Here is a 23,202-nt window from a genome sequence, read left to right on the forward strand (position 1 = left end):
TCTAACAATGATTCTACCGACCCTCACCGCACATGGCTATAGCTAGTAGTGAATTCACATCAAGTCGTTACTATAAACGGGGGTATCCGCGTCAAAATAGATTGGGTGTGCGATACAAATGTGACAGGTTGTAAAACCGCCTAAACGCCAGTGAACTACGCAATTGATCGAGGTTTATGGCGGCCCTCTCTGCCCTGTCCCAAACCCTGCCGGCGGCGGGGATAGACTGGGCACAGCTAACCGTATGAACACGTATGAAGGGATTGTGAATGACTATCAAGGTGGGTGTCCTTGGCGCTAAGGGCCGCGTGGGGCAGGCAATCGTGGAGGGCGTCAACGCTGCAGAAGATCTGGAGCTTGTCGCTGAAATTGATCGCGAAACCCCGCTGGAGAAGCTAGTTGAAGCAGGCGCCGAGGTTGCCGTCGACTTCACTCAGCCCGCTTCGGTTATGGATAATCTTGAGTTTTGTATCGCCAATGGAATCCATGCTGTTGTCGGCACCACGGGCTTCGACGAGGAGCGGCTAGCCAAGGTAGAGGAGTGGACTAAGAAGGAGGGCGCTGGCAACGTTCTCATCGCTCCGAACTTTGCTGTCTCAGCTGTATTGACCATGGTGTTTGCTGCCCAAGCGGCGAAGTTCTTCGATAGCGCCGAAGTTGTTGAATACCACCACCCGAATAAGCTTGACGCGCCGTCCGGCACGGCGGTTCATACTGCGCAGGGAATTGCGAAGGCTCGTAAGGAAGCTGGCCTGGATGCAATGCCGGACAAGACCGAGCAGTCCCTTGACGGTGCGCGAGGTGCAGACGTTGATGGCGTCCACGTCCATGCAGTTCGCATGCAGGGAATGGTGGCGCATGAAGAGGTAATCTTCGGTACCCAAGGGCAATCCCTGACCATCCGCCAAGATTCCTATGACCGCTCTTCCTTTACTCCCGGTGTTTTGCTTGGTGTGCGCGAGATTTCCTCCCACGCAGGTTTGACCGTGGGGCTTGAGAAGTACCTGGGGCTGTAATGGCAAAGGTCTCTGAGCTTGATGTCCAACTCATCGCGGCAACGGCGTTTTATGCACCACGAGGGGTGGATTGGAAGGCGGACGAGGGGGCGTCGGAAAGCGAGGCTTTAGTCGAGTTTGCTGGGCGTGCGTGTTACGAGTCCTTCGATAAGCCAAATCCTCGTACCGCGTCGAACCAGGCTTATTTGCACCACATCTTGGAGGTAGGCCACGACGCGCTTCTGGAGCATGCCACCGCGACGCTGTATATAAGAGGGTTGTCGCGCTCCGCAACACATGAGTTGGTGCGCCACCGGCATTTCTCCTTCTCCCAGCTTTCACAACGCTTCGTACACTCCGACGAAGCAGAGGTCGTGCTGCCCAAGTTCATTGCAGAAGATGAGCAGCTAAAGCGGTTAACGCTACAGGCGGCCGACGAAGCGCGGTTTGTCTACGAAGAGCTGCTCGACGCCCTCGAGTCCAAACTGGAAGAGGAACCAAACGCATTGCTTCGTAAGAAGCAGGCGCGGCAGGCAGCGCGTGCGGTTTTGCCTAATCTCACAGAGTCCCGCATAGTAGTGACCGGCAACTACCGTGCGTGGCGCCACTTTATCGGTGCTCGGGCAACGGAGCAGGCTGATACTGAGATGCGCCAATTGGCGGTGACATGCTTGAAGCTGTTGAGAGAGCAATCGCCGGTGCTTTTCGACGACTTCCACATCACCACTTTGTCCGACGGGACCGAAATGGCTTCGAGCCCGTACGCTTAAAGGCTTTGCAGGAGACTCGCGCACGACCCCGATGCGGCCAATAGGGGCGAAAGCGGGTAATCTTGACGCCTATGAGCACAGGTATGACAGCACAGACAGGCGTCGACACCTTCGGACGCGTAGGCGTAGCTATGGTCACTCCATTTGACCAGGATGGCGCCTTGGACGTGTCCGCTGGTCGTCGCCTGGCAGCTCATCTGGTTGATAACGGTATTGATTCGCTCATTTTGGCTGGGACCACGGGTGAGTCACCGACGACGTCGTTGGATGAGAAACTGGAGCTGTTTGCAGCTGTAAAGGAAGAGGTAGGCAGTCGCGCTAAATTGTGTGCGGGAGCGGGAACCAATAACACCGCCACCAGCATTTCAGCAGCGCGCGCTTTCGCTGATGCGGGAGCAGACAGCCTCTTGGTTGTAACTCCGTATTACTCCAAGCCTTCCCAAGCCGGTGTGTATGCGCACTTTAGCGCTGTCGCTGACGCCGTGGACCTCCCCATTTGTCTGTATGACATCCCTGGCCGCTCGGGCATTCCGATTGAGACGGAGACCCTTCTTCGCCTCGCGGAAGTGCCGAACATCAAGGCCGTCAAGGACGCCAAGGGCGATCTTGTAGCGGCTGCACCGCTTATCCAGGAAACCGGATTGGCATGGTACTCCGGAGATGACGGGCTGAACTTGCCGTGGCTGGCCCTCGGTGCTTCAGGCGTTATTTCCGTGATTGGTCATATTGCCCCGCGTGCCCTGGCTGATCTCTACGTGGCCTTCGACGAAGGTGATATCGCACGTGCGCGAGAGATCAACGCGAAAACTTTGTCCCCGCTCGTCGAGGCGCAAGGCCGCCTCGGAGGAGCAACTCTTGTTAAAGCTGCCTTGCGCCTGCAGGGCATTGAAGTTGGAGAACCTCGTCTCCCGGTTTCCGCGGCTGACGCGGATGAGATTGAGGTTCTCCGTCACGATTTGGAAAAGGCTGGAGTCCTTTAAGAATGACTGAATCCCGTAACCGTTCCCGCAAGGTGACCCGTAAGGCGGGTCCGCCTTCGGAGACCGAGACCGCCTCGAATGAGGCGGCTTCGCCGGTTTTCCAAGCGCCGAAGGAATCGGCTGCTTCCGGTGCATCCTCTAAGGAGTCTGGAAGCTCTGACGACGGCAACCGTCGTTCCCGTTCTCGTGGTTCCCGTGGCGGCCGTGGTCGCGGCCGCGGCGGCAACAACAACCACAACAACGGCAATAACAACAACGGTGGTCGTAACAACCGCAATCGCAACAACAACCGCGGCCGTCGCAATGTACCTAAGTCCATGCAAGGCGCGGATCTGACCAAGCGTCTGCCGGAGCCGCCGAAGCAGCAGAAGGACTCTCTGCGTATCTATGCCTTGGGCGGTATTTCCGAGATCGGTCGAAACATGACCGTCTTTGAGTACCAGGATGAGATGCTCATCATCGACTGTGGTGTGCTTTTCCCGTCCTCCGGTGAGCCAGGCGTGGACCTGATTCTCCCGGACTTTGGTCCGATTGAGAAGAAGATTCACAAGGTCAAGGCGCTCGTCGTAACCCACGCGCACGAGGACCACATTGGTGCTATCCCGTGGCTGCTGAAGCTGCGCCCGGATATCCCGATCGTGGCTTCGCGCTTCACCATTGCGCTGATTGCTGCCAAGTGTAAGGAACACCGCCAGAAGCCGAAGTTCGTTGAGGTCAATGAGATGTCCGATGTGAATTACGGTCCGTTCCGTTGCCGCTTCTGGGCAGTGAACCACTCCGTCCCGGATGCCCTCGGCGTCATGCTGGGAACCCCGGCTGGCAACATCATCCACACCGGTGATATCAAGCTGGACCAGACCCCGCTGGATAACCGCCCGACGGACCTGCCGGCCCTGTCGCGCTACGGCGACGAAGGCGTGGACCTCATGCTGTGCGATTCCACCAACGCCAACATCCCGGGTGTGTCCGCCTCTGAGGGCGACATTCCGGCAACGTTTAAGCGCCTAGTTTCTGGGGCCAAGCAGCGCGTGATCATCGCTTCCTTCGCCTCGAACGTCTACCGCGTGCAGGCGGCTATCGACGCCGCCGTGGCCGCCGGCCGCAAGGTTGCGTTCAACGGCCGCTCCATGATGCGCAACATGGAAATCGCGGAGAAGATGGGCTTCCTGAAGGTTCCGCGCGGCACCATCATCCCGATCGATGAGGCAGCCAAGATGGCTCCGCACAAGGTACTGCTCATCACCACCGGTACCCAGGGTGAGCCGATGGCGGCGCTGTCCCGCATGGCCCGTCGTGAGCATCGCCAGATCACCGTCCGCGATGGTGACCTCATCATCTTCTCCTCCTCCCTGATTCCGGGTAATGAGGAGGCCGTGTTCGGCGTTATCAACATGCTGTCCCAGATTGGCGCTGAGGTCATCACGAACAAGGAAGCTAAGGTCCACGCCTCCGGCCACGGTTATGGTGGCGAGCTGCTCTTCCTTTACAACGCTGCACGCCCGAAGAATGCCATGCCGGTGCACGGCGAGTGGCGCCACCTGCGTGCAAACAAGGAGCTGGCAGTCTCCACTGGTGTGGCCCGTGATCGCGTGGTCCTTGCGCAGAACGGCGTTGTCGTCGATCTGCGCAACGGCCGTGCTGAGGTCGTCGGCCAGATCCCGGTGGGCAACCTCTACGTCGATGGTGTGTCGATGGGTGATGTCGACGCCGATACCCTCGCGGACCGCACCAACCTGGGTGCCGGCGGTGTCGTTTCCATCACCTGTGTCATCGATAACCGCACGTCGCGCCTGCTTGAGCATCCGACGGTGTCCACGACGGGCTTCTCCGACGATGATCGCGGTATCGTGCCTGAGGTCGCCGAGATGGTGGAGAACACCATGAATGACCTCGCCGCTGAGGGGGAGAACGATACCTACCGCATGGTGCAGAAGCTGCGCCGCAAGGTCTCGAAGCTCATGGACTCCAAGTACAAGCGCGAGCCGGTGATTCTGCCGACCATCGTTCCGACGAACTCGGATATCCTGCTGCCTGACGACGACGAAGTTCACGCTTCCCGCGAATCGCTCTAAAGCTAAGGCCGCAAGCGCCCCAGTGTTCCCGCCTCCGGTGGGTATGCTGGGGCGCATGTCGTTTTCTTCAGCAGAGCGCGCCAAGATGGTGGCGTTGTTCCATGAGCTTGGCCCTGATGCCCCGACGTTGTGCGAAGGGTGGACAACCCGAGACCTAGCAACGCACTTGTGGGTGCGTGAGAACCGCCCTGATGCAGCGCTCGGTTCCTTTATTCCAGCGCTGTCCTCTCATGCACGGAGCGTCGCTAATGGGGTCCGCGAGGGCATGACGTATGAGGAGTTGGTGGATGCGTGGGGGAGGGGAGCATCTAGGTTTAGCCCTCTGCGCTATGTAGACTCCGTGTTCAACGCGGCCGAGCACTTTGTCCACCATGAGGATCTCCGCCGAGCTAATGGCCACATTGAACCAAGGGATCTTTCACGAGCAGTCAACAAAGAGCTACTGGCGCCGTTGAAACTGCTAGGCACACGGCTGCTGTCGCACTCGCGCCTGCCCGTTGTCCTGGAGCCACAAGGTTTCCCGCCGATCGTGGCTGCGGATAGACATCGTGTGTCTGGACAAGGCGACGCTGTGGTTCGCGTACGAGGTACCGTGTCCGAGGTGCTCTTGTGGGCCTTCGGCCGCGACGCTGCTGATGTCGAGATTGAAGGCGATGAATCCGCAATCGTAAGGTCAAGCCTGTAGGCTGAACCGCTAATTTTCTTCGCCATACGTGTGTGGCGCATGTTGTTAATGGGGCTTTTGCTACTAGAGTGGCAATCATGTCTGTCAAGAACGCTCCGTCTCGCGCCTCCGGCCGAGGTCGCACGGCCAATCGCTCGCGACCGTCGGGCCGCACAAGCTACTCGCTGACGTCTGCTACTCGCGCTGCCGAGACCTCCGAAGAGAGGACCGGCAGCGCCTTTCGTGCCGTTGGTCACGGACTGGGCACCGTATTTGGCGCTACGGCCCGGGGCATGGGGAGTATGGCGCGGGGAGTCGGGCATGGCCTCGCCGGACTCAAGCCAGCTGAAGCGAGAGATCGGGACGAGGATCTTTATGATCCCGCTTATGATGCGTCCTATGACGAAGAGGCTTTTGATGATTACGACGATGTGAGGGAGCCAGGGGAAATTTCTGGACGCGCGAAGAATAAGAGAACTAGCAACAGGGCTGAGGGTGGCACTTCGTCGAAAAGCAAGGTGACCCGTGCCCAGGACGTTGACGGCGAGATGCCGACGAGCATCATGGAGCGCCCCGCCCGGGTAGAGAAGAGCATTCGCGTCTCCAACCCGGATGCGGTCGCGCTCGTGCTGATTGGTGTGGCCATCGTCTTGGCCTGCGCTACGTGGTTCCAGGTGGCTGGCATTATCGGTGAGTACCTCACCAATGCTGTGCGCTATGTGATTGGCGCGGGCGCCTATGTTCTTCCTGTTGCGCTCATCGCCGTAGCCATCGCGCTCATGATGGACCTTTCCGGCCCGGCCGGCCACTTCAAGCCGCGCGTGGTTGGCGGCACGGCCCTGATCGTGGTCTGCATGCTGAGCCTTATCCATATCTTTGCTGGGCTCCCGGACCTTACGTGGAATAATAACGCCGCCGGAGAGGCCGGAGGCGCTATCGGTTTTGCTATCGGTGAGCTGCTCGTAGCAGCCTTCTCTAGCTACGTGGCCGTGCCGTTGCTCTTCCTGTTGATTGTCTATGGGGCGCTCAACATCACTGGCATCACTCTGCGCGAAGCCTATGACTTCGTGGCTGCCCAATTCTCTACACTCGTCGGTGGACTCCGTGACCGGAAGGACCGCTCGGAGCATGAGCTGCTTGACGACGCCTCCGCAGACGACTACGGCTATGTCAGCGATGACATCGACGCCATTGCCGAGGGGCGCGAGCGCCCCACGCGCCCGGTCCATACCCCGCGTCCGCGTCAGCGCCAGCGCACGCAGCACACGCAGAGCTACCCGGCTCTGCCGGATGAAAACGCCACGGTCTCCTTTGACTCGGCGGCACAGCCCACGAAGCAGGAACCGGTCCAACACGGCCGCCCCTCCTTTGATGCCGTGCCCGAGCGCCGCGTCGATGACACCGACGAGATCCCCGTTGTTCCGGAGCCGGAGCAGAAGCAGAAGGCAGCACCGAAGCCTGTCGAGAAGCCGGTTGAGAAACCTGCGCACAAGCCTGCACAGCAGAAGCGTCCCCGCGTAGACGTTGGCGGTGCCGCCGGTGCGGCGCTGGGGGCGGCAGCCGCGGGGGCGTCGGCAAGCGTAGCGTCTGCTGGGGCGGCCGGGGAGGACGTTGTCTCTGCCGCACACTCCGAGGCCGTCCGTATGTTCCAGGAGCGTTCCGGCCGCGATGCGCGCACGGGCGCCAAGGTCGACGAGGATGTTCAAGACGCGGCGCAACAAGCACCCGCGGCCCCGAGCGGTGCGGAAGATACCGCACTGGGAGGCGGTTATGACGTGCCGACGACTGACCTGCTTACGGCCGGCAAGCCTGCGAAGGCTCGCACGGAGGCCAACGACCGCATCATCGAAGCCATCACTGAAGTATTTGAGGAGTTTAAGGTCGATGCCCAGGTCACCGGGTTTAGCCGTGGCCCGACAGTGACGCGCTATGAGATTGAGCTGGGACCAGGCGTCAAGGTTTCGAAGATTACCAACCTGCAGTCCAATCTGGCTTATGCAGTGGCGACGGATAACCTGCGCCTGTTGACCCCGATTCCGGGCAAGTCTGCAGTCGGTATCGAGGTGCCTAATGCGGACCGTGAAATGGTGCGCCTGCGTGATGTTTTGGATTCCCCGGCATTGCGTGCTGATAACGATCCGATGCTCATCGGCTTGGGTAAGGACATCGAGGGTCAATTCACCTCCTTCTCCGTGAAGAAGATGCCGCACCTTCTCGTGGCCGGCGCAACCGGTTCAGGTAAGTCGGCGTTCGTGAACTCGATGCTGGTCTCGCTGCTGACCCGCGCGACCCCGGAGGACGTTCGCCTCATCCTGGTGGATCCGAAGATGGTCGAGCTCACGCCCTACGAGGGTATCCCGCACCTCATCACCCCGATCATTACGCAGCCAAAGAAGGCTGCTGCGGCCCTGCAATGGCTGGTGGAGGAGATGGAGCAGCGCTACATGGACATGCAGGCTGCCCGCGTGCGCAAGATCGAGGATTTCAACCGCAAGGTTCGCAGCGGCGAATACCAGGCCCCGGCCGGCTCCCAGCGAGAGATGCGCCCGTACCCCTACATCGTGTGCGTCGTGGACGAGCTCGCGGACCTCATGATGACGGCGCCGAAGGAGATCGAGGACTCCATCGTCCGCATCACCCAGAAGGCCCGTGCGGCGGGTATTCACCTCGTGCTCGCAACACAGCGCCCGTCCGTGGACGTGGTCACCGGCCTTATCAAGACCAACGTGCCGTCCCGCCTGGCGTTCGCGACGTCCTCGCTCACGGACTCCCGCGTCATCTTGGACCAGGGTGGTGCCGAAAAGCTCATCGGTATGGGCGATGGCCTGTTTATCCCGCAGGGCGGGCGCCCAGTGCGCATGCAGGGCGCGTTCGTCTCCGACGAAGAGGTGCAGGCGGTTGTCGACGCCGCGAAGGCACAAGGCGCACCGAACTACACCGAAGGTGTCACGGAGGATAAAGCCAAGGACGCCAAGAAGGAGATCGACGAGGAGATCGGCAAGGACATGGACGACCTCTTGGAGGCCGTCGACCTCGTGGTCACGTCCCAGCTGGGTTCCACCTCGATGCTCCAGCGCAAGTTGCGTATCGGATTCGCCAAGGCCGGCCGACTCATGGACCTCATGGAATCACGCGGTGTGGTCGGGCCATCGGAAGGCTCCAAGGCCCGTGAGGTGCTGGTCAAACCGGAAGAGCTCGACACCATCATTTGGATGATCAAGGGGGCGGACCCAGCAGAGGCACCGAAGGAAGTCCAGGAAGCTGAAGGCACTGACGGTGCTGACGAGGAGTCAGCAGATACCCGCACCGTCGAAATCTCTGCCAACCCCTCCACAGGTGCGTTCTAAGTTCCGTGTAGGATAGGACGAGTCTTGGAGGGGAGTACCCCAATCCTCGGCGTCGATCGTCAACACGGCAACTGCGGTACAGTTCCCGGTCGCGCCGGCTAGCGTTGCTCTGCGTAAGCATCACTAGCGGGGGAGACCTCCGGTCTTTGTTGTCGCGTCGACCGGAGGGATAGCGCATTATGCACGTACCATTGTGGGTTTGGGCCATCACCATGGTGGTGATTCTGGGCTTTTTTATTTTCGATTTCTACAGCCACGTTCGCTCGCCCCATGAGCCTACGCTCAAGGAATCCGGTGGGTGGACGCTGTTCTATATGGCAATCGCCGTTGTCTTCGGCGGAGTTGTATGGGTGCTGTGGGACAGCGAACATGCCGCTCAGTTCTACACCGGTTGGGTGACGGAACAGGCGCTGAGCGTGGACAATCTATTCGTCTTCTCGCTCATCATGGGATCCTTCAAAATCCCCCGCAGATACCAGCAGAAGGTGCTCCTCATCGGAATCGTTTTGGCACTGGTATTCCGTCTCATTTTCATTTTGTTGGGCGCGGCAATTATCGCTGCATGGTCCGATGTCTTCTACATCTTCGCAATCTTCCTCATTTACACCGCAGTGAAGCTGCTCATCGATGAGATCAACGACGCCCCGGAGACTGACCCCAATGACATGTTGGTGGTCAAATGGCTGCGCAAGGTCGTACACGTAACCCCGCGCTACCACGGCGATAAGCTCACCCACCGTGAAGAGTCCGGGGAGAAGAAGGGGAAGTTCGCGCTTACCCCGCTGTTCGTGGCGCTGGCAGCAATTGGGCTTATCGACGTCATGTTTGCTTTCGACTCCATCCCCGCCATCTACGGCATTACCTCGGAGCCCTTCCTGGTATTCACCACCAACGCATTCGCGCTCATGGGGCTGCGTCAGATGTTCTTCCTCATCGATGGCCTGTTGGACCGTCTGGTTTACCTGCCCTATGGCCTGGGTATCATTCTGCTGTTCATCGGCGTCAAGCTGTTGTTCCACGCATTGCATGAGAACAACTTGCCGTTTATTAATGGCGGTGAGGATGTTTCCGCCGTGCCGGAGATTTCCACGCTGATGTCGCTGCTGGTCATCGTCGGCGTGCTCGCAATCACTGTGTTGCTGTCCGTGTGGAAAGACAAGCGCGACCAAACTCAGGGTGGCGTGGTGATTTCCCACAACCACTACGACTGGGACGATTTTGGCAACAAGATCGTTCGTAACAAGCAGGGAGAGCTTGTGGGCAAGGCAGAGGACCTGCCGAAATCCGAGCTGCCCTAACTCCGAGTGCTGCCCGAGTCCCGGGCAGCATGGGGGGAAGAGTTTAAAAGGAATTGATAACGGGATTCCACTCGCGGAAGGCACGGCCCGTAACAGCGCCTTCGGTGTAGAAGGGATCTTGGTCCATGAGGGCGATTACCTCGGCCACCTCAATTGACTCGTCCTCAAACTGCAGGACGATGAGAGCCCCACCCTTGGAATCGGTGAAGGGGCCCGATCCGCAGATCTGGCCTTTCTCATGGAGCGCGCCGATGAACTCGCGGTGTTTCGGGCGAACATTTGCGATGACTGGGTTGGATGGATTGTATTCATAGGAGACAGCGAAGTACTTCATATTTTCCATGGTAGTGCTCGCGCGAGGGGTAGGGAGGCCACGGTAGGATGAAGGGCGTGAATGATTCTCAGGCTGCGCACAACCACTCTCAAACCGCGGATGTAAATCCCGAGGTCTCCAATTGGAATCTTCCCAATATCTTGACCAGTTTGCGCATCCTCTTTATCCCCCTGTTCGCCTGGTTGGTTCTGGCCGGACATGAGTGGTGGGCCTTTGTATGCTTTGCGCTCCTCATGCTCACAGACAAGCTGGACGGCGATATTGCACGCTCGCGTGGGCTCATTACAAATTTCGGCAAGATTGCGGATCCCATCGCGGATAAGGCTCTGATGACTGCGGCCTTCGTGTGCCTCAACATCACTGGTGCTCTGCCCGTGTGGATCACCGTCGTCATTCTTTTCCGTGAGTTCGGGATTACTATTTGGCGCTTCTTCTTGCTGCGCCAAGGAAAAGTGGTGCCGGCTTCCCAAGGTGGAAAGCTCAAGACAGCGCTGCAGACCTTGGCGGTGGCGTTGTATCTCTGTCCGCTGCCGGGGTGGATGGACCTTCCGAGCTTCCTCGTCATGTTGGCTGCCGCCTTCGTTACTGTCCTGACCGGCATCCAGTATCTCATTGATGGCCGTAGGGAGAACCAGTGAGCATCGAGAAGCAATTAGTGTCCAAGCTCCGCGAGCGCGGCGAAACCGTGGCGTTCTGTGAGTCCCTTACTGCAGGTTTAGCCGCTGCCACTGTGGCGAGCGTGCCGGGAGCCTCGGCGGTGTTGCGGGGCGGTCTGGTGACGTATGCGACAGAGGTCAAGGCACATTTCCTCAACACCACCGTGGAAGAGCTTGACGATCAAGGCGTGGTGTCTGCCGCTACTGCCGCGCAGATGGCTGAGGCCGCAGTTGTCGAAACGCGTGCGGATTGGGGGCTAGGGCTGACTGGTGTGGCCGGGCCGGACCTCCAAGAAGGTAAACCTGCGGGAACCGTGTATGTGGGGCTGTGCGGGAGGGGCGACGGGGGCGTCGCCAAGCGCGGCGTCCTCTATGAGCTTTCTGCTGAGGGGCGCAACGCGATTCGTGCCGGTGCAGTTGAGGCAGCATTGAGTCTTCTCCTATCAACTCTTGAAGAAAAATAGTTGATTGTGGGAACAAGGAGGAGTGCTGGGCCGTTGTACGGAGTGATGAACACTTCAGTTGCATTACTTGATAAGCCCACCCAGACCAGCACGCGGTCGACGCGGACCCCTGAGCCGCTGCTGCGTGAGGCACTCGGACTGACGCTTCGCGCCTTCCGTGCGGATAAGGGCGTGACCCTTCGTGAGCTCGCCGGTGTAGCGCGCGTGTCCCCGGGATACCTTTCGGAGTTGGAGCGCGGCCGCAAGGAGGTTTCCTCTGAGCTTCTGGCATCCGTGTGCCATGCGCTTGATGTCAGTGTTTCCGATGTTCTCATCGAGGCCGCTGGCTACATGGCGCTGCCATCGATGGATGAGGAGCTAGCGTCCACCGCACCCGCAGCATCGGAACCGTAGAACTGCGGCGTAGCACTGCTTGCTTCGCTAATATTAGGCAGGCAGAGAATTCTTTTCGAACACTTTTTATAGACACAACGAACTGCTGAGAAAGGCACCTTCTGTTATGGCGAATCCATTCGTAAAGGCCTGGAAGTACTTGATGGCTCTCTTCGATTCGAAGATCGAGGAGAACGCTGATCCGAAGGTACAGATTGAGCAGGCAATCGAGGAAGCTCAGCGCCAGCACCAGGAGCTCTCGCAGCAGGCTGCGGCGGTCATCGGCAACCAGCGTCAGCTGGAGATGCAGCTCAACCGCCGTCTCAGCGAGATCGAAAAGCTGCAGCAGAACACCCGCAACGCTCTGAACTTGGCGGACAAGGCTCGTGCTGAAGGCGATGCACAGAAGGCTACCGAGTATGAGAACGCAGCAGAAGCCTTCGCCGCCCAGTTGGTAACTGCCGAGGAGTCTGTTGAGGACACCAAGAAGCTGCATGATCAGGCACTGCAGCAGGCGGAGCAGGCTAAGAAGGCCGTCGAGCGCAATGGCATGGCCCTGCGTGAGAAGGTCAACGAGCGCTCGAAGCTGCTGTCCCAGCTTGAGCAGGCCAAGATGCAGGAGAAGGTTTCCGAGTCCCTCAACTCGATGAATGAGCTTTCTGCCAACGGCAACACCCCGTCCCTGGACGCGGTGCGCGACAAGATTGAGCGCCGTTACTCCAAGGCCCTGGGCCAGGCAGAGCTCGCGGAGAACTCCGTGTCTAACCGTATGCAGGAGATTGAGCAGGCTGGCGTGCAACTGGCTGGCCACTCCCGTCTCGAGCAGATTCGCGCGGAGATGAATAACCCGAAGGCCGTGGAGGGCAACTCCCAGCAGGCAATCGGCTCGGCAGGAACCCAGGCTCAGCCGAACGTGCAGAACGATGCTGTTCAGGCTCGCCTGCGCGAGCTGCGCGGAGAATAGGCGAGAATAGGCTTAGTCGCCGACGCCGCGCGCTTGAAGCGCCTCACCCATGGCGCGTGCGCGGCGGATAGAGCGAATGATAACCGGGGTGCCAAAAGCGGTTAATGATGCCGTGGCGCCCCGGGCTTTTCGTGCGTCTAGCACCTCGACCACGGTTCCCAGCATGAGGGGAAGCAGTCGAATAGTCAGGGACATCGCCAGCGTGATGTTCTCAACGGGGACCCCGAGGCGCCCCAGCGGGGCAACGGCGCGATCCAGGGAGTCCATCATCTCCGAGACTTTCGTCGTGAGTGTCAGCAGGACTGCCGCGCTAATCGCCGCGTAAATCGTGAGGAACATGATGGCAGCCTCCGTGAAGTCCTTCTGCCACCACTGAAAAGCAGCGAGTGCGACGAGGAGATAGAGCGGCGGCGCGAGCTGGCCGAGCGCGACGCGGAAGGGGACCCGGGCAATGGGGAAGAGGGCAAGAGGGAGAGCGAGGCTTAGCGCTGCCCAGCCGATCGTGTGAACGGCCAGCGAAGTCACGAGGATGAAGCCGATGAGTACGAGGAATTTCACCGCGGCGGGGATGCGGTGGATGATGGTGTCGGCGTCGACATAGAAGCCGAGTGGGATGTTCTTGGGCATGATCGCTAGAGGGGGCGGGATTCCATGAGCTTCGTATAGAAGGGGATGACCTCGTTGGGTGTTCCATCGGCGGCTACGTGGTGGTCGTCAATGCACAGAACGCGGTCAAAGTCGGAGAGGAAGTCGAGGTCGTGAGTAACGACGATCAGCTGCTGCTCCAGGCTGGCGAACTCGCGGCGAATGCGGTCACGGTTGCGAAGATCGAGCAGGGTTGTCGGCTCGTCGGCGATGATAACGGTCGGTTCCATGACCAGCACCGCAGCCAGCGCAAGGAGCTGTTTCTGCCCGCCGGAGAGCGAGTGTGGGGATTGCTCGGCCAGGGCGTCGAGGTCGAAGCGTTCGAGTGCGGCGTCGACACGCGCGGTGCGTTCCTCCCGAGGCAGCTTGAGGCGCCGCAGGGAGAATTCCACGTCATCGCGTACCTGCGGCATGACGATTTGGTTCTCGGCGTCTGAGAACACGAATCCCACGCGGCGCCGGATTTCTTTGCCGTGCTTGGCGACGTCCATGTTGTCCACCAAGACCTCACCGCGTGAGGGCTCACCGAGACCATTGATGAGCCGGACGAGGGTTGACTTGCCGCCGCCGTTGGCGCCGATGATGCCGATGCGTTGTTCGCTCAAGTTGAGGGAAACGTCGTTAAGCACCGGCGTCTCGTCGAAGGTGACGGACACGTTACGGAATTCAATGAGCGGCACGGGAGCTACTTCGCCTTAGCGGTGCGTCGGCCCATCAGGTCTGGGAACGCTGCGTGGACGCCGACCGCAATGACAACCATTACGGCGACCTTGATGAGATCGGGGATGAGGAATGGCCCTTGGGCGATGGTGGCTGCACCGAAGGACATGTCAGAGCGGTACATCAGGCCGAGAATTCCGCAGAAGTACTGGACGGCGAGGCCAACGACGCCGGCGATAGCGAGGATGAGCGTCATTCCACCCTTGTTGCGCGGGGCGCGGTAGGCGATGAGTCCGGCGATGGCCGGGGCGACCACATAACCAACGAGGTAGCCAACCGTGGGGCCGGCGAGAGCGCTCAACGCGCTACGTCCGCCGGCGAGGATGGGAAGGCCGACGAGGCCGAGGGCAATGAAGAGTAGGCCTACGAAGAGGCCGCGGCGGCCGCCGAGCACTAGGCCTGCGAGAATGATGACCGCGTTTTGAAGAACGATGGGTACGCCCGCGGTGGGAGTAGGAATAGAGACAAAAGCAAAGACTATGATGAGTGCGGTAAAGACCGCGACGTACGCGATGTCAGTCGCGACGGAATTCTTTTTCATGGGCCAAAGTTTATCCAGTGGGATAACTGTGCAGCAAATAGTACCTTTTGAACAGTGTTCAAGCATGCATTTTGGGCAGCGCATCCACCCCGAACGGGGTATCTTTGGTGCATGGAAATTGGGCAGAAACAAGCGTGGCTTAAGGGTTTAGGGTGCCTTAGGGCGCGCTATGGGGTAGTAGCACTTCTTTCCGGTGTGGCCATAGGCGGCCTAGCTGGATGTTCGTTGGTGAATTCCGCGAACGTCATCGAAAATATCGATGAGGCCGCTGGGGTCGAGGAAGGGGAGCCGGGAAGCGTAGACATGCCGATCGGTGACATCTTCGATTCGGAGTATGAACGGGTGATCATTATTTGCCCTGGCGCTACCGAAAGGGATGTCCTCGCCGCCAGCGATGGAACCTGGCAGGGAGGTACAGATGAGGATGATGAGTGGGTGCCACCGGCGGCGGGTAGCGTTGAGCTGTACCGTGATGTGCAAGGGTCGGGGTATTCCAAGTATATGAGTAGCAGGGCTAACCTCGATGACCTGGATGTCTGCAGCTCGTTAGGGGAGGAGGTGGCCGTTCTTCAGACTGCTGAGAAGGTGACCTTCTCGCGGCAAGAGCAGGACGGTCCTTGGGTGCTTCAGTAGTGGAGGCTGTCGCTGGGACACGCGCTTGGGCGAAATGGAAAATCGAACACTTGTGTGTGTATTGTGGGACGTGGTCCGGCGGGCACGTTAGGGTGACTTCGTGGCTTGAGGAGAGGGCGCTAAGGCTGTTTGAGTCGCGCCAGGGAACCTCAGCTGCCACGTGGCAGTCTAATTAGGTGCCAGCTTTAATTAACGCGTAAGAACGCACTACAACTGACGCACGATAGTGAGGAAATGAATGGCTACGAAGAAGAAGTCCTCGGCAGCGAGCAAGGGCGATGATCGTCAAAAAGCCCTTGACGCTGCCATGGCGATGATTGAGAAGGATTTTGGTAAGGGTGCCGTTATGCGCCTGGGTGATGATGATCGCCCGCCAATCCAGGCTATTTCCTCCGGTAATACGGCCATCGATATCGCATTGGGCGTCGGCGGCTTCCCGCGTGGCCGTATCGTGGAGATTTATGGTCCGGAATCCTCGGGTAAAACTACCGTTGCTCTGCACGCGATTGCATCGGCGCAGAAGACTGGCGGTATTGCGGCCTTCATCGATGCTGAGCATGCTCTCGATCCGGAGTACGCACGTCTGCTTGGCGTTGATACCGATAACCTGTTGGTCTCCCAGCCAGATACTGGTGAGCAGGCTTTGGAAATCGCCGATATGCTCGTGCGCTCTGGTGCTATTGACATCATCGTGATTGACTCGGTTGCTGCGCTGACCCCCAAGGCGGAGATCGAAGGTGAGATGGGTGATAGCCACGTTGGCCTCCAGGCTCGTCTCATGTCCCAGGCGCTGCGTAAGATGACGGGTGCTCTGTACAACTCGGGGACCACCGCCATCTTCATCAACCAGCTGCGTGAAAAGATCGGCGTGATGTTTGGTTCGCCGGAGACCACGACTGGCGGTAAGGCGCTGAAGTTCTACGCCTCGGTGCGCTGCGATATTCGCCGCATTCAGACCCTCAAGGACGGTCAGGATGCCATCGGTAACCGCACCAAGCTCAAGGTTGTAAAGAACAAGGTCTCCCCGCCGTTCAAGATCGCTGAGTTCGACATCATGTATGGCGAAGGTATTTCGCGCGAGTCTTCCATTATTGACTTGGGCGTCGAACACGGCTTCATCAAGAAGTCTGGTTCCTGGTTTACCTATGAGGGTGACCAGCTGGGCCAAGGCAAGGAGAAGGCTCGTAACTTCCTCAAGGATAATCCGGATCTGGCGGATGAGATTGAGAAGAAGATCTTCGTCAAGCTCGGTGTGGGTGCTGCCGCTGCCGAGAGTGGCGACAACGTGGCCATGGATGTGCCAGGAGCAGATGATCCGCTGACGGATGAGTCTGTGGATCTGGTTCCGAACGTCGATTTCGACGACGACTAAACGGGATCTATGGCACAACCCTCATCGGAGAAGATTGAGAAGCTGCGCCAGGCCCTCGAATCCTATGAATCAGGTGACGCGGGCGGACAGCTAGTTGACGCAGAAGCCGAAGCTGCGAAGGCTCCCGTGCGTTCTCGTGCGCTCGGTCTGCTGGACCAGAGAGCGCGTTCCCGCAAGGAACTGCGTGACCGCCTCGTTGCTGCGGACTTCGAGCCCGACGTGGTCGAGGAAGTTGTTGATGACCTCGCAGATGTCGGCCTTGTTGATGACGCGAGCTTTGCCAAGGAATGGGTTCGCCAGCGTCATGCGCGGCGCGGCAAGTCGTCCCGCGCCCTCAACGTGGAGCTCAAGGAGAAGGGCGTTGATGCCGCTGATCGGGCCGCAGCCTTAGAGCAGATTACAGACGAATCTGAAGAGGCCGTCGCCCGCCAGGTCGCGGAGAAGAAGGCGCGGACGCTTAAAAAGGTTCCGGCCGACCGGCATGAAAGGGACAAATTCCTGCGCCGCATCGTGGGAACGCTCGCGCGGCGCGGCTACAACCAGGAACTTGTCATGCGCATATCCATCGAGGCTCTTGATGCGCGCATCGCCGAATTAAAGGCATTATGAGTAGCCGGATGGGCCAGTTAGAATGTCCCCCCGTGAGCTCCCCCGAAATCAATAGCCAGCCCCGCACCTATGAGGTGCGGACTTTCGGCTGCCAAATGAACGTTCATGACTCCGAGCGCATCTCCGGTTTGCTCGAGGAAGCCGGCTACTCGGCGGCACCGGATGGCGCCGAGCCTGACCTCGTAGTCTTCAACACCTGTGCTGTGCGTGAGAACGCCGACAAGCGTTTGTATGGAACCCTAGGTGCGCTGAAGAAAACCAAGGAAAACCACCCCGGCATGCAGATCGCTGTGGGCGGCTGCTTGGCGCAAAAGGATAAGGACACAGTCCTTGACCACGCGCCGTGGGTCGATGCGGTATTCGGCACCCACAACATGGCGGCTTTGCCGACACTTCTCGAACGCGCCCGCCACAATGATGAGGCCCAGGTTGAAATCGTCGACGCGCTTGAGGCTTTTCCCTCCGTGCTGCCGGCCAAGCGCGAGTCCGCCTATGCCGGGTGGGTATCGGTCTCCGTGGGCTGCAATAACACCTGTACTTTCTGCATCGTTCCTTCCCTGCGCGGCAAGGAAGAGGACCGCCGCCCTGGCGACATCCTCGCAGAGGTTCAGGCCTTGGTGGAGCAGGGAGTGTCCGAGGTGACGTTGCTGGGCCAAAACGTCAATGCCTATGGCGTCAATTTCGCTGACCCGGACCTGCCGCGAGACCGCTTCGCCTTTTCCAAGCTGCTGCGGGAAGTGGGCAAGATCGAGGGGCTTGAGCGCCTGCGCTTTACTTCCCCGCACCCGGCAGAGTTCACCTCCGACGTCATCGATGCCATGGCGGAGACTCCGGCTGTGTGCCCACAGTTGCACATGCCGCTGCAGTCTGGCTCCGACAAGGTGCTCAAAGACATGCGCCGTTCCTACCGCACGAAGAAGTTCCTAGGCATCCTCGACGAAGTGCGCGAGAAAATGCCGCACGCCGCCATCACCACCGATATCATCGTGGGCTTCCCCGGTGAGACGGAGGAGGACTTTGAGGCCACCCTGGATGTGGTGCGTCGCGCCCGCTTTGCCTCCGCGTTTACCTTCCAGTATTCGCCGCGTCCGGGAACCCCGGCTGCGGTCATGGAGAACCAGATCCCGAAGGAGGTAGTGCAGGAGCGCTTCGAGCGCCTCGTAGCGCTCCAAGACTCCATCCAGGCCGAGGAGAACGCGAAGCTCATTGGCACCGACGTGGAGCTCCTGGTCCAGGCGGAAGGCGGCCGCAAGTCCGCCGATACCCACCGTCTTACCGGTCGTGCTCGCGATGGCCGCCTCGTTCACTTTGCTCCCGTCGATGGTGAGGGCAAGGACATCTCCGCGGAGATTCGCCCTGGCGATGTCGTGCACACCACCGTGACGGATGCGGGCTCTTTCTTCCTCATGGCCGATTCCGGTGTCAGTGAGCACCGCCGCACCAAGGCCGGCGACATGTCGGCTGCGGGGCAGACCCCCACCACGGCACCGATTGGGGTGGGGTTGGGCCTGCCGGGCGTCGGCAAGCCCAGCGCTCCCGCTGATTCCTGTGGCTGCTAGAAGGGAGTAGGCTCCGATTCTATGAGTGATGACTTGAAGCAGGTGCGCGATGCTGTCGCCGCAGAAAAGCGCGCGGCGAAGACCATCGAACTGGGAAAGCACAAATATGCGCTCATCGTGTCTGTCGTGGCGTGGGTAGCGTATCTGGTGTTGCCTTATGCCGGTGATGCCCGTGGATGGGAAGCACTCTTCGTAGGCGGAACCGCCGAGGGAGTGCGAATTTCACTTATGGAGACCGTTAGCGCCTGGTTAGCGTTGGGTGGCGTGGGAATTCTGACTACCGCTACGATCCTTACGCGGCGGACGTCTGTGGCTCTCGCCGCATGGATGATGGTGACCATCTCCTTTTTCGTTAACTTGTGGGGATTCTGGTACCGCGGCGGTGCCGCTGAGGGGGCATCTATTGGCATGTACGTGGGCGCTGTGTCTACGTTGGTGGCCTTCCTGGTGTACTGCCAAGTGGCGTTGCGCCGCAGCCCTGAGCAGCTAGCCGCCGCGGAGCGCGTGCGGGAAGTCTCGGGGCAGCTTGACCACGTGGGAGTCCTGCAGAACGAAGCCGCGACCGCGCTTCCAGCGGAACAGAACCCGCTGCTTATCGACGACCGCCGCTCACGCGCCGCCTCACGCCACCGGAGCCAGCAGGGCGAGGAATAAGCGTTCCTAGATTCGTGTTGTGGAGTGCATGGCTACACTCTTTGACTCTTTAGAATTCGGACGACTAACGCTTCCAAACCGCGTGACGATGGCGGCTTTGACTCGGTCGCGCGCAGGTCGCGACGGTGTCCCCACGCAGTTGCACGAGAGGTACTACGCGCAACGCGCCTCCATGGGGCTTATCGTGACAGAAGGCGTGTTCCCAGCGGTGACCAGCCGTGCCTTCCCAGGCCAGCCTGGTATCGAGACACCAGAGCAGATAGCTGGGTGGCGTCGCGTGGCGAAGTCCGTTCACGATTCCGGCGGGCGCATCTTCATGCAGGTAATGAATGGCGGGCGTTTGTCTCATACCAGCCTTCTTGAAGGGGCGGAGCCGGCAGCTCCCTCCGCGCTGGCCTCCGGCACTGCGGTGAGAGATTTCGAATCCCGTAAGGAGTGCCCAGTGCCCCGAGCACTCGATAGTGAAGAGATGCCGCGCATCATCGATGAGTTCCGGCAAGCCGCACGCAACGCTATTGACGCAGGCATGGATGGCGTAGAGATCCACGGTGCCAACGGCTATCTCCTGCATCAATTCCTTTCCCCGAGCTCGAATCACCGCGACGATGCTTATGGCGGAAGCCCGCAGAAGCGCTATCGCCTTGTGGAGGAGATCCTGCGTGCGGTGGCTGAAGAGATTGACGCGGACCGCCTTGCGCTGCGCCTATCGCCGCAAAACAATATTCAAGGCATTGAGGAAAGCGACACTGAGGATGTGCGCGCCACCTATGGTGGGCTGCTTCGCGCCATCGAAGACCTCGGCTTGGCCTATGTTTCTTTCCTTCACGCAGAGCCCACTGGTGAGCTCATCACCGAGCTGAGCACTCATGTTCGCGCCAACGGGAAGACACGCGTCATCCTCAACTCAGGCTTTGGTCGCATCACCCAGCGGGAGGAGGCCGAGCAGCTGGTGCAGTACGGCGATGCCGTGGCGGTGGGGCGGCTGGCTATCTCGAATCCGGACCTAGTCCGCCGCTGGCAGGAGGAATTGCCTGTTACCGCGCCGGATGAGAGCACGTTCTACACGGGAGGGGAGCGCGGCTATACCGACTACCCCGTTTACACGGTGAGTTCGTAGGCGCTGCTGGCGGAAATGACGTGCGCCCCGAGGCGGGCATACAGCGCGTTCATCGCTGGATCGGCCTGGGCCACTGAGCAGTACGCACGGCGCACGGTGGGCCAGTGGTGCGCCACTGCGTACTGAGCGTGCTGTTTGGCGCGCGTGGCGAACCCGCGGCGTCGGTATTCACGGTCAGTCACTGTGAGCGTCCACTCGCACACCTCGGGGTCTGCATCGCCGTGGCGGGAGAGCTCCGTGAGGGCGACGACTTTACCTCGGTCGAGAATACCCACGAGCAGAGTGTGCGCTCCGCGGGAGCGCAGTCGGGCGTGGGCCTCCTTGAGGCGCTGCCGCGTCCACACGATGGGCTCGACGCTCAAGTCACCGTAGACCGCGTCGGTGGAGGCGAGGGTGAGCAAGCGGAGGACGTCGTCAAGCAGTGCATCCGGAATGTCGTAGTCCGGCCAGACGTGCGCGCCGAGGACCGGGGAGGTGGCAGCGATGTCGATGTACATCTGGCGCTCGGCGTGCTTCTGGCGAAAGCCCAGTTCGAGGTAGGCCTGCGACATCGGATCGTATGAGTAGTCCGCGTCCGGCGGGTACAGCATGCCAACCTGGGCATTCTTGCGGCCTAGCTGGCGGGTAAGGCGGAGGGCTTCGCGGGCCAAGATCCGCGTGACCTCGAGGGCTTCCGGCTCCAGCTCTTCCCCAGGCAGCGGGAGGAGATCGGCGGCGAGGACGCACTCGATGTCGGCGTTATCTGTCTCTTCCAAAAGCGGAAGCGAGATGTGGATGAAACCGTCGAAGTCAATTTCCGGGCTGGGCTCGGCGGCCGAAATAACTGGCAAGCCTAACTCTCCAGCTGGGCCCAAGACGGAGTCTGTCAGACCAAAGAGGTAGGTGCGTGACTCCGTAGAACCTTGGAGACGCTGGAGCACGCGACGTGGAGAGCCACTGGCTGCGGGATCACCGCTGGCCTCTTGCGCGGCAAGGTTAGCGTCGAAGACGAAGCTGCGGAGACAGTCAGCGGGCTCAGCGTGTGCCGAGCCCGGCGGGGCGACGATGTGAACGAACACTCAGGCTACGCAGCGCGCTTACTTGCCGTTGACAGCAGCCGCGGCGGCATCCGCGAACTCCTGCCACTGCTTGGCCTGGGTACGCAGATCCTCTGCCTTCTTGGTATTGCCCTTGGCCTCAGCTGCTTCTGCTTGAGCGGTGAAGTCATCCACCTTGGCCTGGAACTGAGCCACGCGGGCCTGGGCCTCCGGATCGGTCCGGCGCCACTCTGAATCCTCGGCATCGCTTACGCGCTTTTCCAGAGCGGAAATCTTAGCCTCGAACTCGCGCACCTGATTGCGTGGGACGAAACCAATCTCCTCCCACTTTTCTTGCAGCTCTCGCAGCTTGGCCTTTGCCGCGTCGAGCGACTTGGTGGGATCAATCTGGGAGTCATATTCCGCAATGAGTGCGTCCTTGGCGGCGGCGTTCTCTGCGAACTGCTTGTCGCGCTCATCGTTGACGGCGTTGCGGGCATTAAAGAAGTGGTCCTGCGCGGCGCGGAAGCGGGCCCAGAGCTTGTCATCAATCTCGCGCGGCGCGCGGCCAGCGGCCTTCCACTCCGTCATGAGGTCGCGGTAAGCGCGCGCCGTCTCACCCCAGTTGGTGGATTCCTTGATAGCTTCTGCGCGCTCAACCAATTCTTCCTTCTTGGCGCGGGAAGCAGCGCGGTTGCGGTCGAGCTCAGCGAAGTGCGAGCCGCGGCGGCGGTTGAAGGAATCCCGGGCGCGGGAATAGCGCTTCCACAGGGCATCATCCGTGTGGCGGTCGATGCCGCGGATCTGCTTCCATTCCTCGAGGATGGCGCGGATGCGGTCGCCGGCGGCCTTCCACTCCGTCGAGTTAGCGGCGATGTCCTCGGCCTCTGCGGCGAGCTTCTCCTTCTTTGCGATTGCCTCCTCGCGGCGGCGGGCCTTATCGGCCTGTGCTTGCTCGCCGGCTTCGACGGAATGCTCGATGACGGTGCCCAGGCGCTGATCCAAGGCTGCGATATCACCAATTACCGCCTGCGTGGGCAGGGACTCTCGCAGCTCTGCCGCGGTAGCCTTAATCGATGCTGCATCGCCCGGATGTGCATTCAGGCGGGATTCCAGCAGCTCGATCTCGGTAGACAAATCATCGTAGCGCGCGCCAAAATGCGCTAGGCCTTCTTCGGGAGTGCCCGCCTGCCATTCACCGATCTTGCGTTCGCCCTCGGGTGCTTTGACATACACCGAACCATCAGCATCAACGCGGCCCCACTGAGTGGGATCGTTCTTCACGGGCTGCACCGGGCGAGCTGCCGGGGCGGACGGAGTTGGGCCGGGACGAGAACCCTTGCGGGGCATGGCTCCAGGGGAAGGAATAGCGGACATGGTAGGAAACCACCTTCGGTACTATCGCGCCGCGCGACACGGC

General features: G+C 60.1%; 23 protein-coding genes. 17 read left to right on the forward strand and 6 right to left on the reverse strand.

Translation table 11 applies throughout. The features are described from left to right. The first annotated feature begins 269 nt into the window (after positions 1-269). The 7 genes from dapB (at position 270) to HMPREF2760_RS03930 (ending at position 10,126) form a co-directional block, all read left to right on the forward strand. A complete protein-coding gene (gene dapB / locus HMPREF2760_RS03900; protein ID WP_070524515.1) occupies positions 270-1,016 on the forward strand; it encodes a 4-hydroxy-tetrahydrodipicolinate reductase in 747 nt (248 codons plus the stop codon). After that, positions 1,016-1,765 (forward strand): FAD-dependent thymidylate synthase, encoded by a 750-nt coding sequence (thyX, locus tag HMPREF2760_RS03905; RefSeq protein ID WP_070524513.1) that lies wholly within the window; start codon positions 1,016-1,018, stop codon positions 1,763-1,765. The genes dapB and thyX overlap by 1 nt, the downstream gene beginning before the upstream one ends. 71 nt (positions 1,766-1,836) lie before the next feature. After that, positions 1,837-2,745, forward strand: coding sequence for a 4-hydroxy-tetrahydrodipicolinate synthase (dapA, locus tag HMPREF2760_RS03910; protein ID WP_070524512.1), 909 nt, complete (start codon positions 1,837-1,839; stop codon positions 2,743-2,745). Between the two features lie 2 nt (positions 2,746-2,747). Then, on the forward strand, positions 2,748-4,817 hold the full coding sequence (locus HMPREF2760_RS03915) for a ribonuclease J (protein WP_083299156.1): 2,070 nt from the start codon (positions 2,748-2,750) through the stop codon (positions 4,815-4,817). A gap of 43 nt (positions 4,818-4,860) precedes the next feature. Next, positions 4,861-5,502 (forward strand): TIGR03085 family metal-binding protein, encoded by a 642-nt coding sequence (locus HMPREF2760_RS03920; protein WP_070524511.1) that lies wholly within the window; start codon positions 4,861-4,863, stop codon positions 5,500-5,502. A 77-nt stretch (positions 5,503-5,579) separates the two neighbouring features. Then, complete coding sequence (locus tag HMPREF2760_RS03925; RefSeq protein ID WP_070524510.1) at positions 5,580-8,828, forward strand: DNA translocase FtsK; 3,249 nt, start codon at positions 5,580-5,582, stop codon at positions 8,826-8,828. 179 nt (positions 8,829-9,007) lie between these two features. Continuing rightward, positions 9,008-10,126, forward strand: a complete 1,119-nt coding sequence (locus tag HMPREF2760_RS03930) for a TerC family protein (protein WP_070524509.1) — start codon at positions 9,008-9,010, stop codon at positions 10,124-10,126. A 43-nt stretch (positions 10,127-10,169) separates the two neighbouring features. Here the strand turns inward: HMPREF2760_RS03930 and HMPREF2760_RS03935 are convergent, their stop codons facing one another. Beyond that, on the reverse strand, positions 10,170-10,460 hold the full coding sequence (locus HMPREF2760_RS03935) for a YciI family protein (protein WP_070524508.1): 291 nt from the start codon (positions 10,458-10,460) through the stop codon (positions 10,170-10,172). Between the two features lie 47 nt (positions 10,461-10,507). Between HMPREF2760_RS03935 and pgsA the strand changes: the two genes are divergently transcribed. The 4 genes from pgsA to HMPREF2760_RS03955 all read left to right on the forward strand — a co-directional run bounded on the left by pgsA (position 10,508) and on the right by HMPREF2760_RS03955 (position 12,916). Further along, on the forward strand, positions 10,508-11,098 hold the full coding sequence (gene pgsA, locus HMPREF2760_RS03940) for a CDP-diacylglycerol--glycerol-3-phosphate 3-phosphatidyltransferase (protein WP_198530979.1): 591 nt from the start codon (positions 10,508-10,510) through the stop codon (positions 11,096-11,098). Then, positions 11,095-11,580 (forward strand): nicotinamide-nucleotide amidohydrolase family protein, encoded by a 486-nt coding sequence (locus tag HMPREF2760_RS03945; protein WP_070563138.1) that lies wholly within the window; start codon positions 11,095-11,097, stop codon positions 11,578-11,580. Before pgsA ends, HMPREF2760_RS03945 begins: the two co-directional genes overlap by 4 nt. A gap of 45 nt (positions 11,581-11,625) precedes the next feature. Then, positions 11,626-11,973: a helix-turn-helix domain-containing protein gene (locus HMPREF2760_RS03950; RefSeq protein ID WP_070563143.1), complete on the forward strand. Its 348-nt coding sequence runs from the start codon at positions 11,626-11,628 to the stop codon at positions 11,971-11,973. A gap of 106 nt (positions 11,974-12,079) precedes the next feature. After that, the gene (locus HMPREF2760_RS03955; RefSeq protein WP_070531429.1) at positions 12,080-12,916 is read left to right on the forward strand and encodes a PspA/IM30 family protein; all 837 of its coding nucleotides are present in this window, start codon (positions 12,080-12,082) and stop codon (positions 12,914-12,916) included. A gap of 12 nt (positions 12,917-12,928) precedes the next feature. Here HMPREF2760_RS03955 and HMPREF2760_RS03960 read toward each other — a convergent pair whose 3' ends face one another. From HMPREF2760_RS03960 to HMPREF2760_RS03970, 3 genes are read right to left on the reverse strand one after another with little or no spacing between them, the layout of a single operon-like run. Next, a complete protein-coding gene (locus HMPREF2760_RS03960) occupies positions 12,929-13,543 on the reverse strand; it encodes an energy-coupling factor transporter transmembrane component T family protein (RefSeq protein WP_070524506.1) in 615 nt (204 codons plus the stop codon). Between the two features lie 5 nt (positions 13,544-13,548). Then, positions 13,549-14,241: an energy-coupling factor ABC transporter ATP-binding protein gene (locus tag HMPREF2760_RS03965; protein WP_070524505.1), complete on the reverse strand. Its 693-nt coding sequence runs from the start codon at positions 14,239-14,241 to the stop codon at positions 13,549-13,551. A 5-nt stretch (positions 14,242-14,246) separates the two neighbouring features. Beyond that, positions 14,247-14,822, reverse strand: a complete 576-nt coding sequence (locus HMPREF2760_RS03970; protein WP_070524504.1) for a biotin transporter BioY — start codon at positions 14,820-14,822, stop codon at positions 14,247-14,249. A gap of 228 nt (positions 14,823-15,050) precedes the next feature. Between HMPREF2760_RS03970 and HMPREF2760_RS03975 the strand changes: the two genes are divergently transcribed. The 6 genes from HMPREF2760_RS03975 to HMPREF2760_RS04000 all read left to right on the forward strand — a co-directional run bounded on the left by HMPREF2760_RS03975 (position 15,051) and on the right by HMPREF2760_RS04000 (position 20,766). Next, the gene (locus HMPREF2760_RS03975) at positions 15,051-15,455 is read left to right on the forward strand and encodes a hypothetical protein (RefSeq protein ID WP_070563145.1); all 405 of its coding nucleotides are present in this window, start codon (positions 15,051-15,053) and stop codon (positions 15,453-15,455) included. A 238-nt stretch (positions 15,456-15,693) separates the two neighbouring features. Further along, positions 15,694-16,827, forward strand: coding sequence for a recombinase RecA (recA, locus tag HMPREF2760_RS03980; protein ID WP_070524502.1), 1,134 nt, complete (start codon positions 15,694-15,696; stop codon positions 16,825-16,827). A gap of 9 nt (positions 16,828-16,836) precedes the next feature. Continuing rightward, the gene (gene recX / locus HMPREF2760_RS03985) at positions 16,837-17,436 is read left to right on the forward strand and encodes a recombination regulator RecX (RefSeq protein WP_070524501.1); all 600 of its coding nucleotides are present in this window, start codon (positions 16,837-16,839) and stop codon (positions 17,434-17,436) included. Between the two features lie 8 nt (positions 17,437-17,444). After that, positions 17,445-18,995 carry a tRNA (N6-isopentenyl adenosine(37)-C2)-methylthiotransferase MiaB gene (miaB, locus tag HMPREF2760_RS03990; protein ID WP_083304483.1) on the forward strand — a complete coding sequence of 517 codons (1,551 nt, stop codon included), beginning with the start codon at positions 17,445-17,447 and terminating at the stop codon, positions 18,993-18,995. Positions 18,996-19,016: 21 nt separating this feature from the next. Next, positions 19,017-19,649, forward strand: coding sequence for an Rv2732c family membrane protein (locus HMPREF2760_RS03995; protein WP_070524499.1), 633 nt, complete (start codon positions 19,017-19,019; stop codon positions 19,647-19,649). 28 nt (positions 19,650-19,677) lie between these two features. Further along, positions 19,678-20,766, forward strand: a complete 1,089-nt coding sequence (locus HMPREF2760_RS04000; protein WP_083304484.1) for an alkene reductase — start codon at positions 19,678-19,680, stop codon at positions 20,764-20,766. Here the strand turns inward: HMPREF2760_RS04000 and HMPREF2760_RS04005 are convergent. Together HMPREF2760_RS04005 and HMPREF2760_RS04010 are read right to left on the reverse strand one after the other, a co-directional pair. Next, on the reverse strand, positions 20,748-21,824 hold the full coding sequence (locus HMPREF2760_RS04005; protein ID WP_070596675.1) for a GNAT family N-acetyltransferase: 1,077 nt from the start codon (positions 21,822-21,824) through the stop codon (positions 20,748-20,750). The two genes, HMPREF2760_RS04000 and HMPREF2760_RS04005, sit on opposite strands and share 19 nt — an antisense overlap. 18 nt (positions 21,825-21,842) lie before the next feature. Then, the gene (locus HMPREF2760_RS04010) at positions 21,843-23,159 is read right to left on the reverse strand and encodes a DUF349 domain-containing protein (RefSeq protein ID WP_070596677.1); all 1,317 of its coding nucleotides are present in this window, start codon (positions 23,157-23,159) and stop codon (positions 21,843-21,845) included. Positions 23,160-23,202: the final 43 nt, after the last annotated feature.

Source organism: Corynebacterium sp. HMSC065D07, assembly GCF_001810695.1.
GTDB classification, from domain to species: domain Bacteria; phylum Actinomycetota; class Actinomycetes; order Mycobacteriales; family Mycobacteriaceae; genus Corynebacterium; species Corynebacterium hesseae.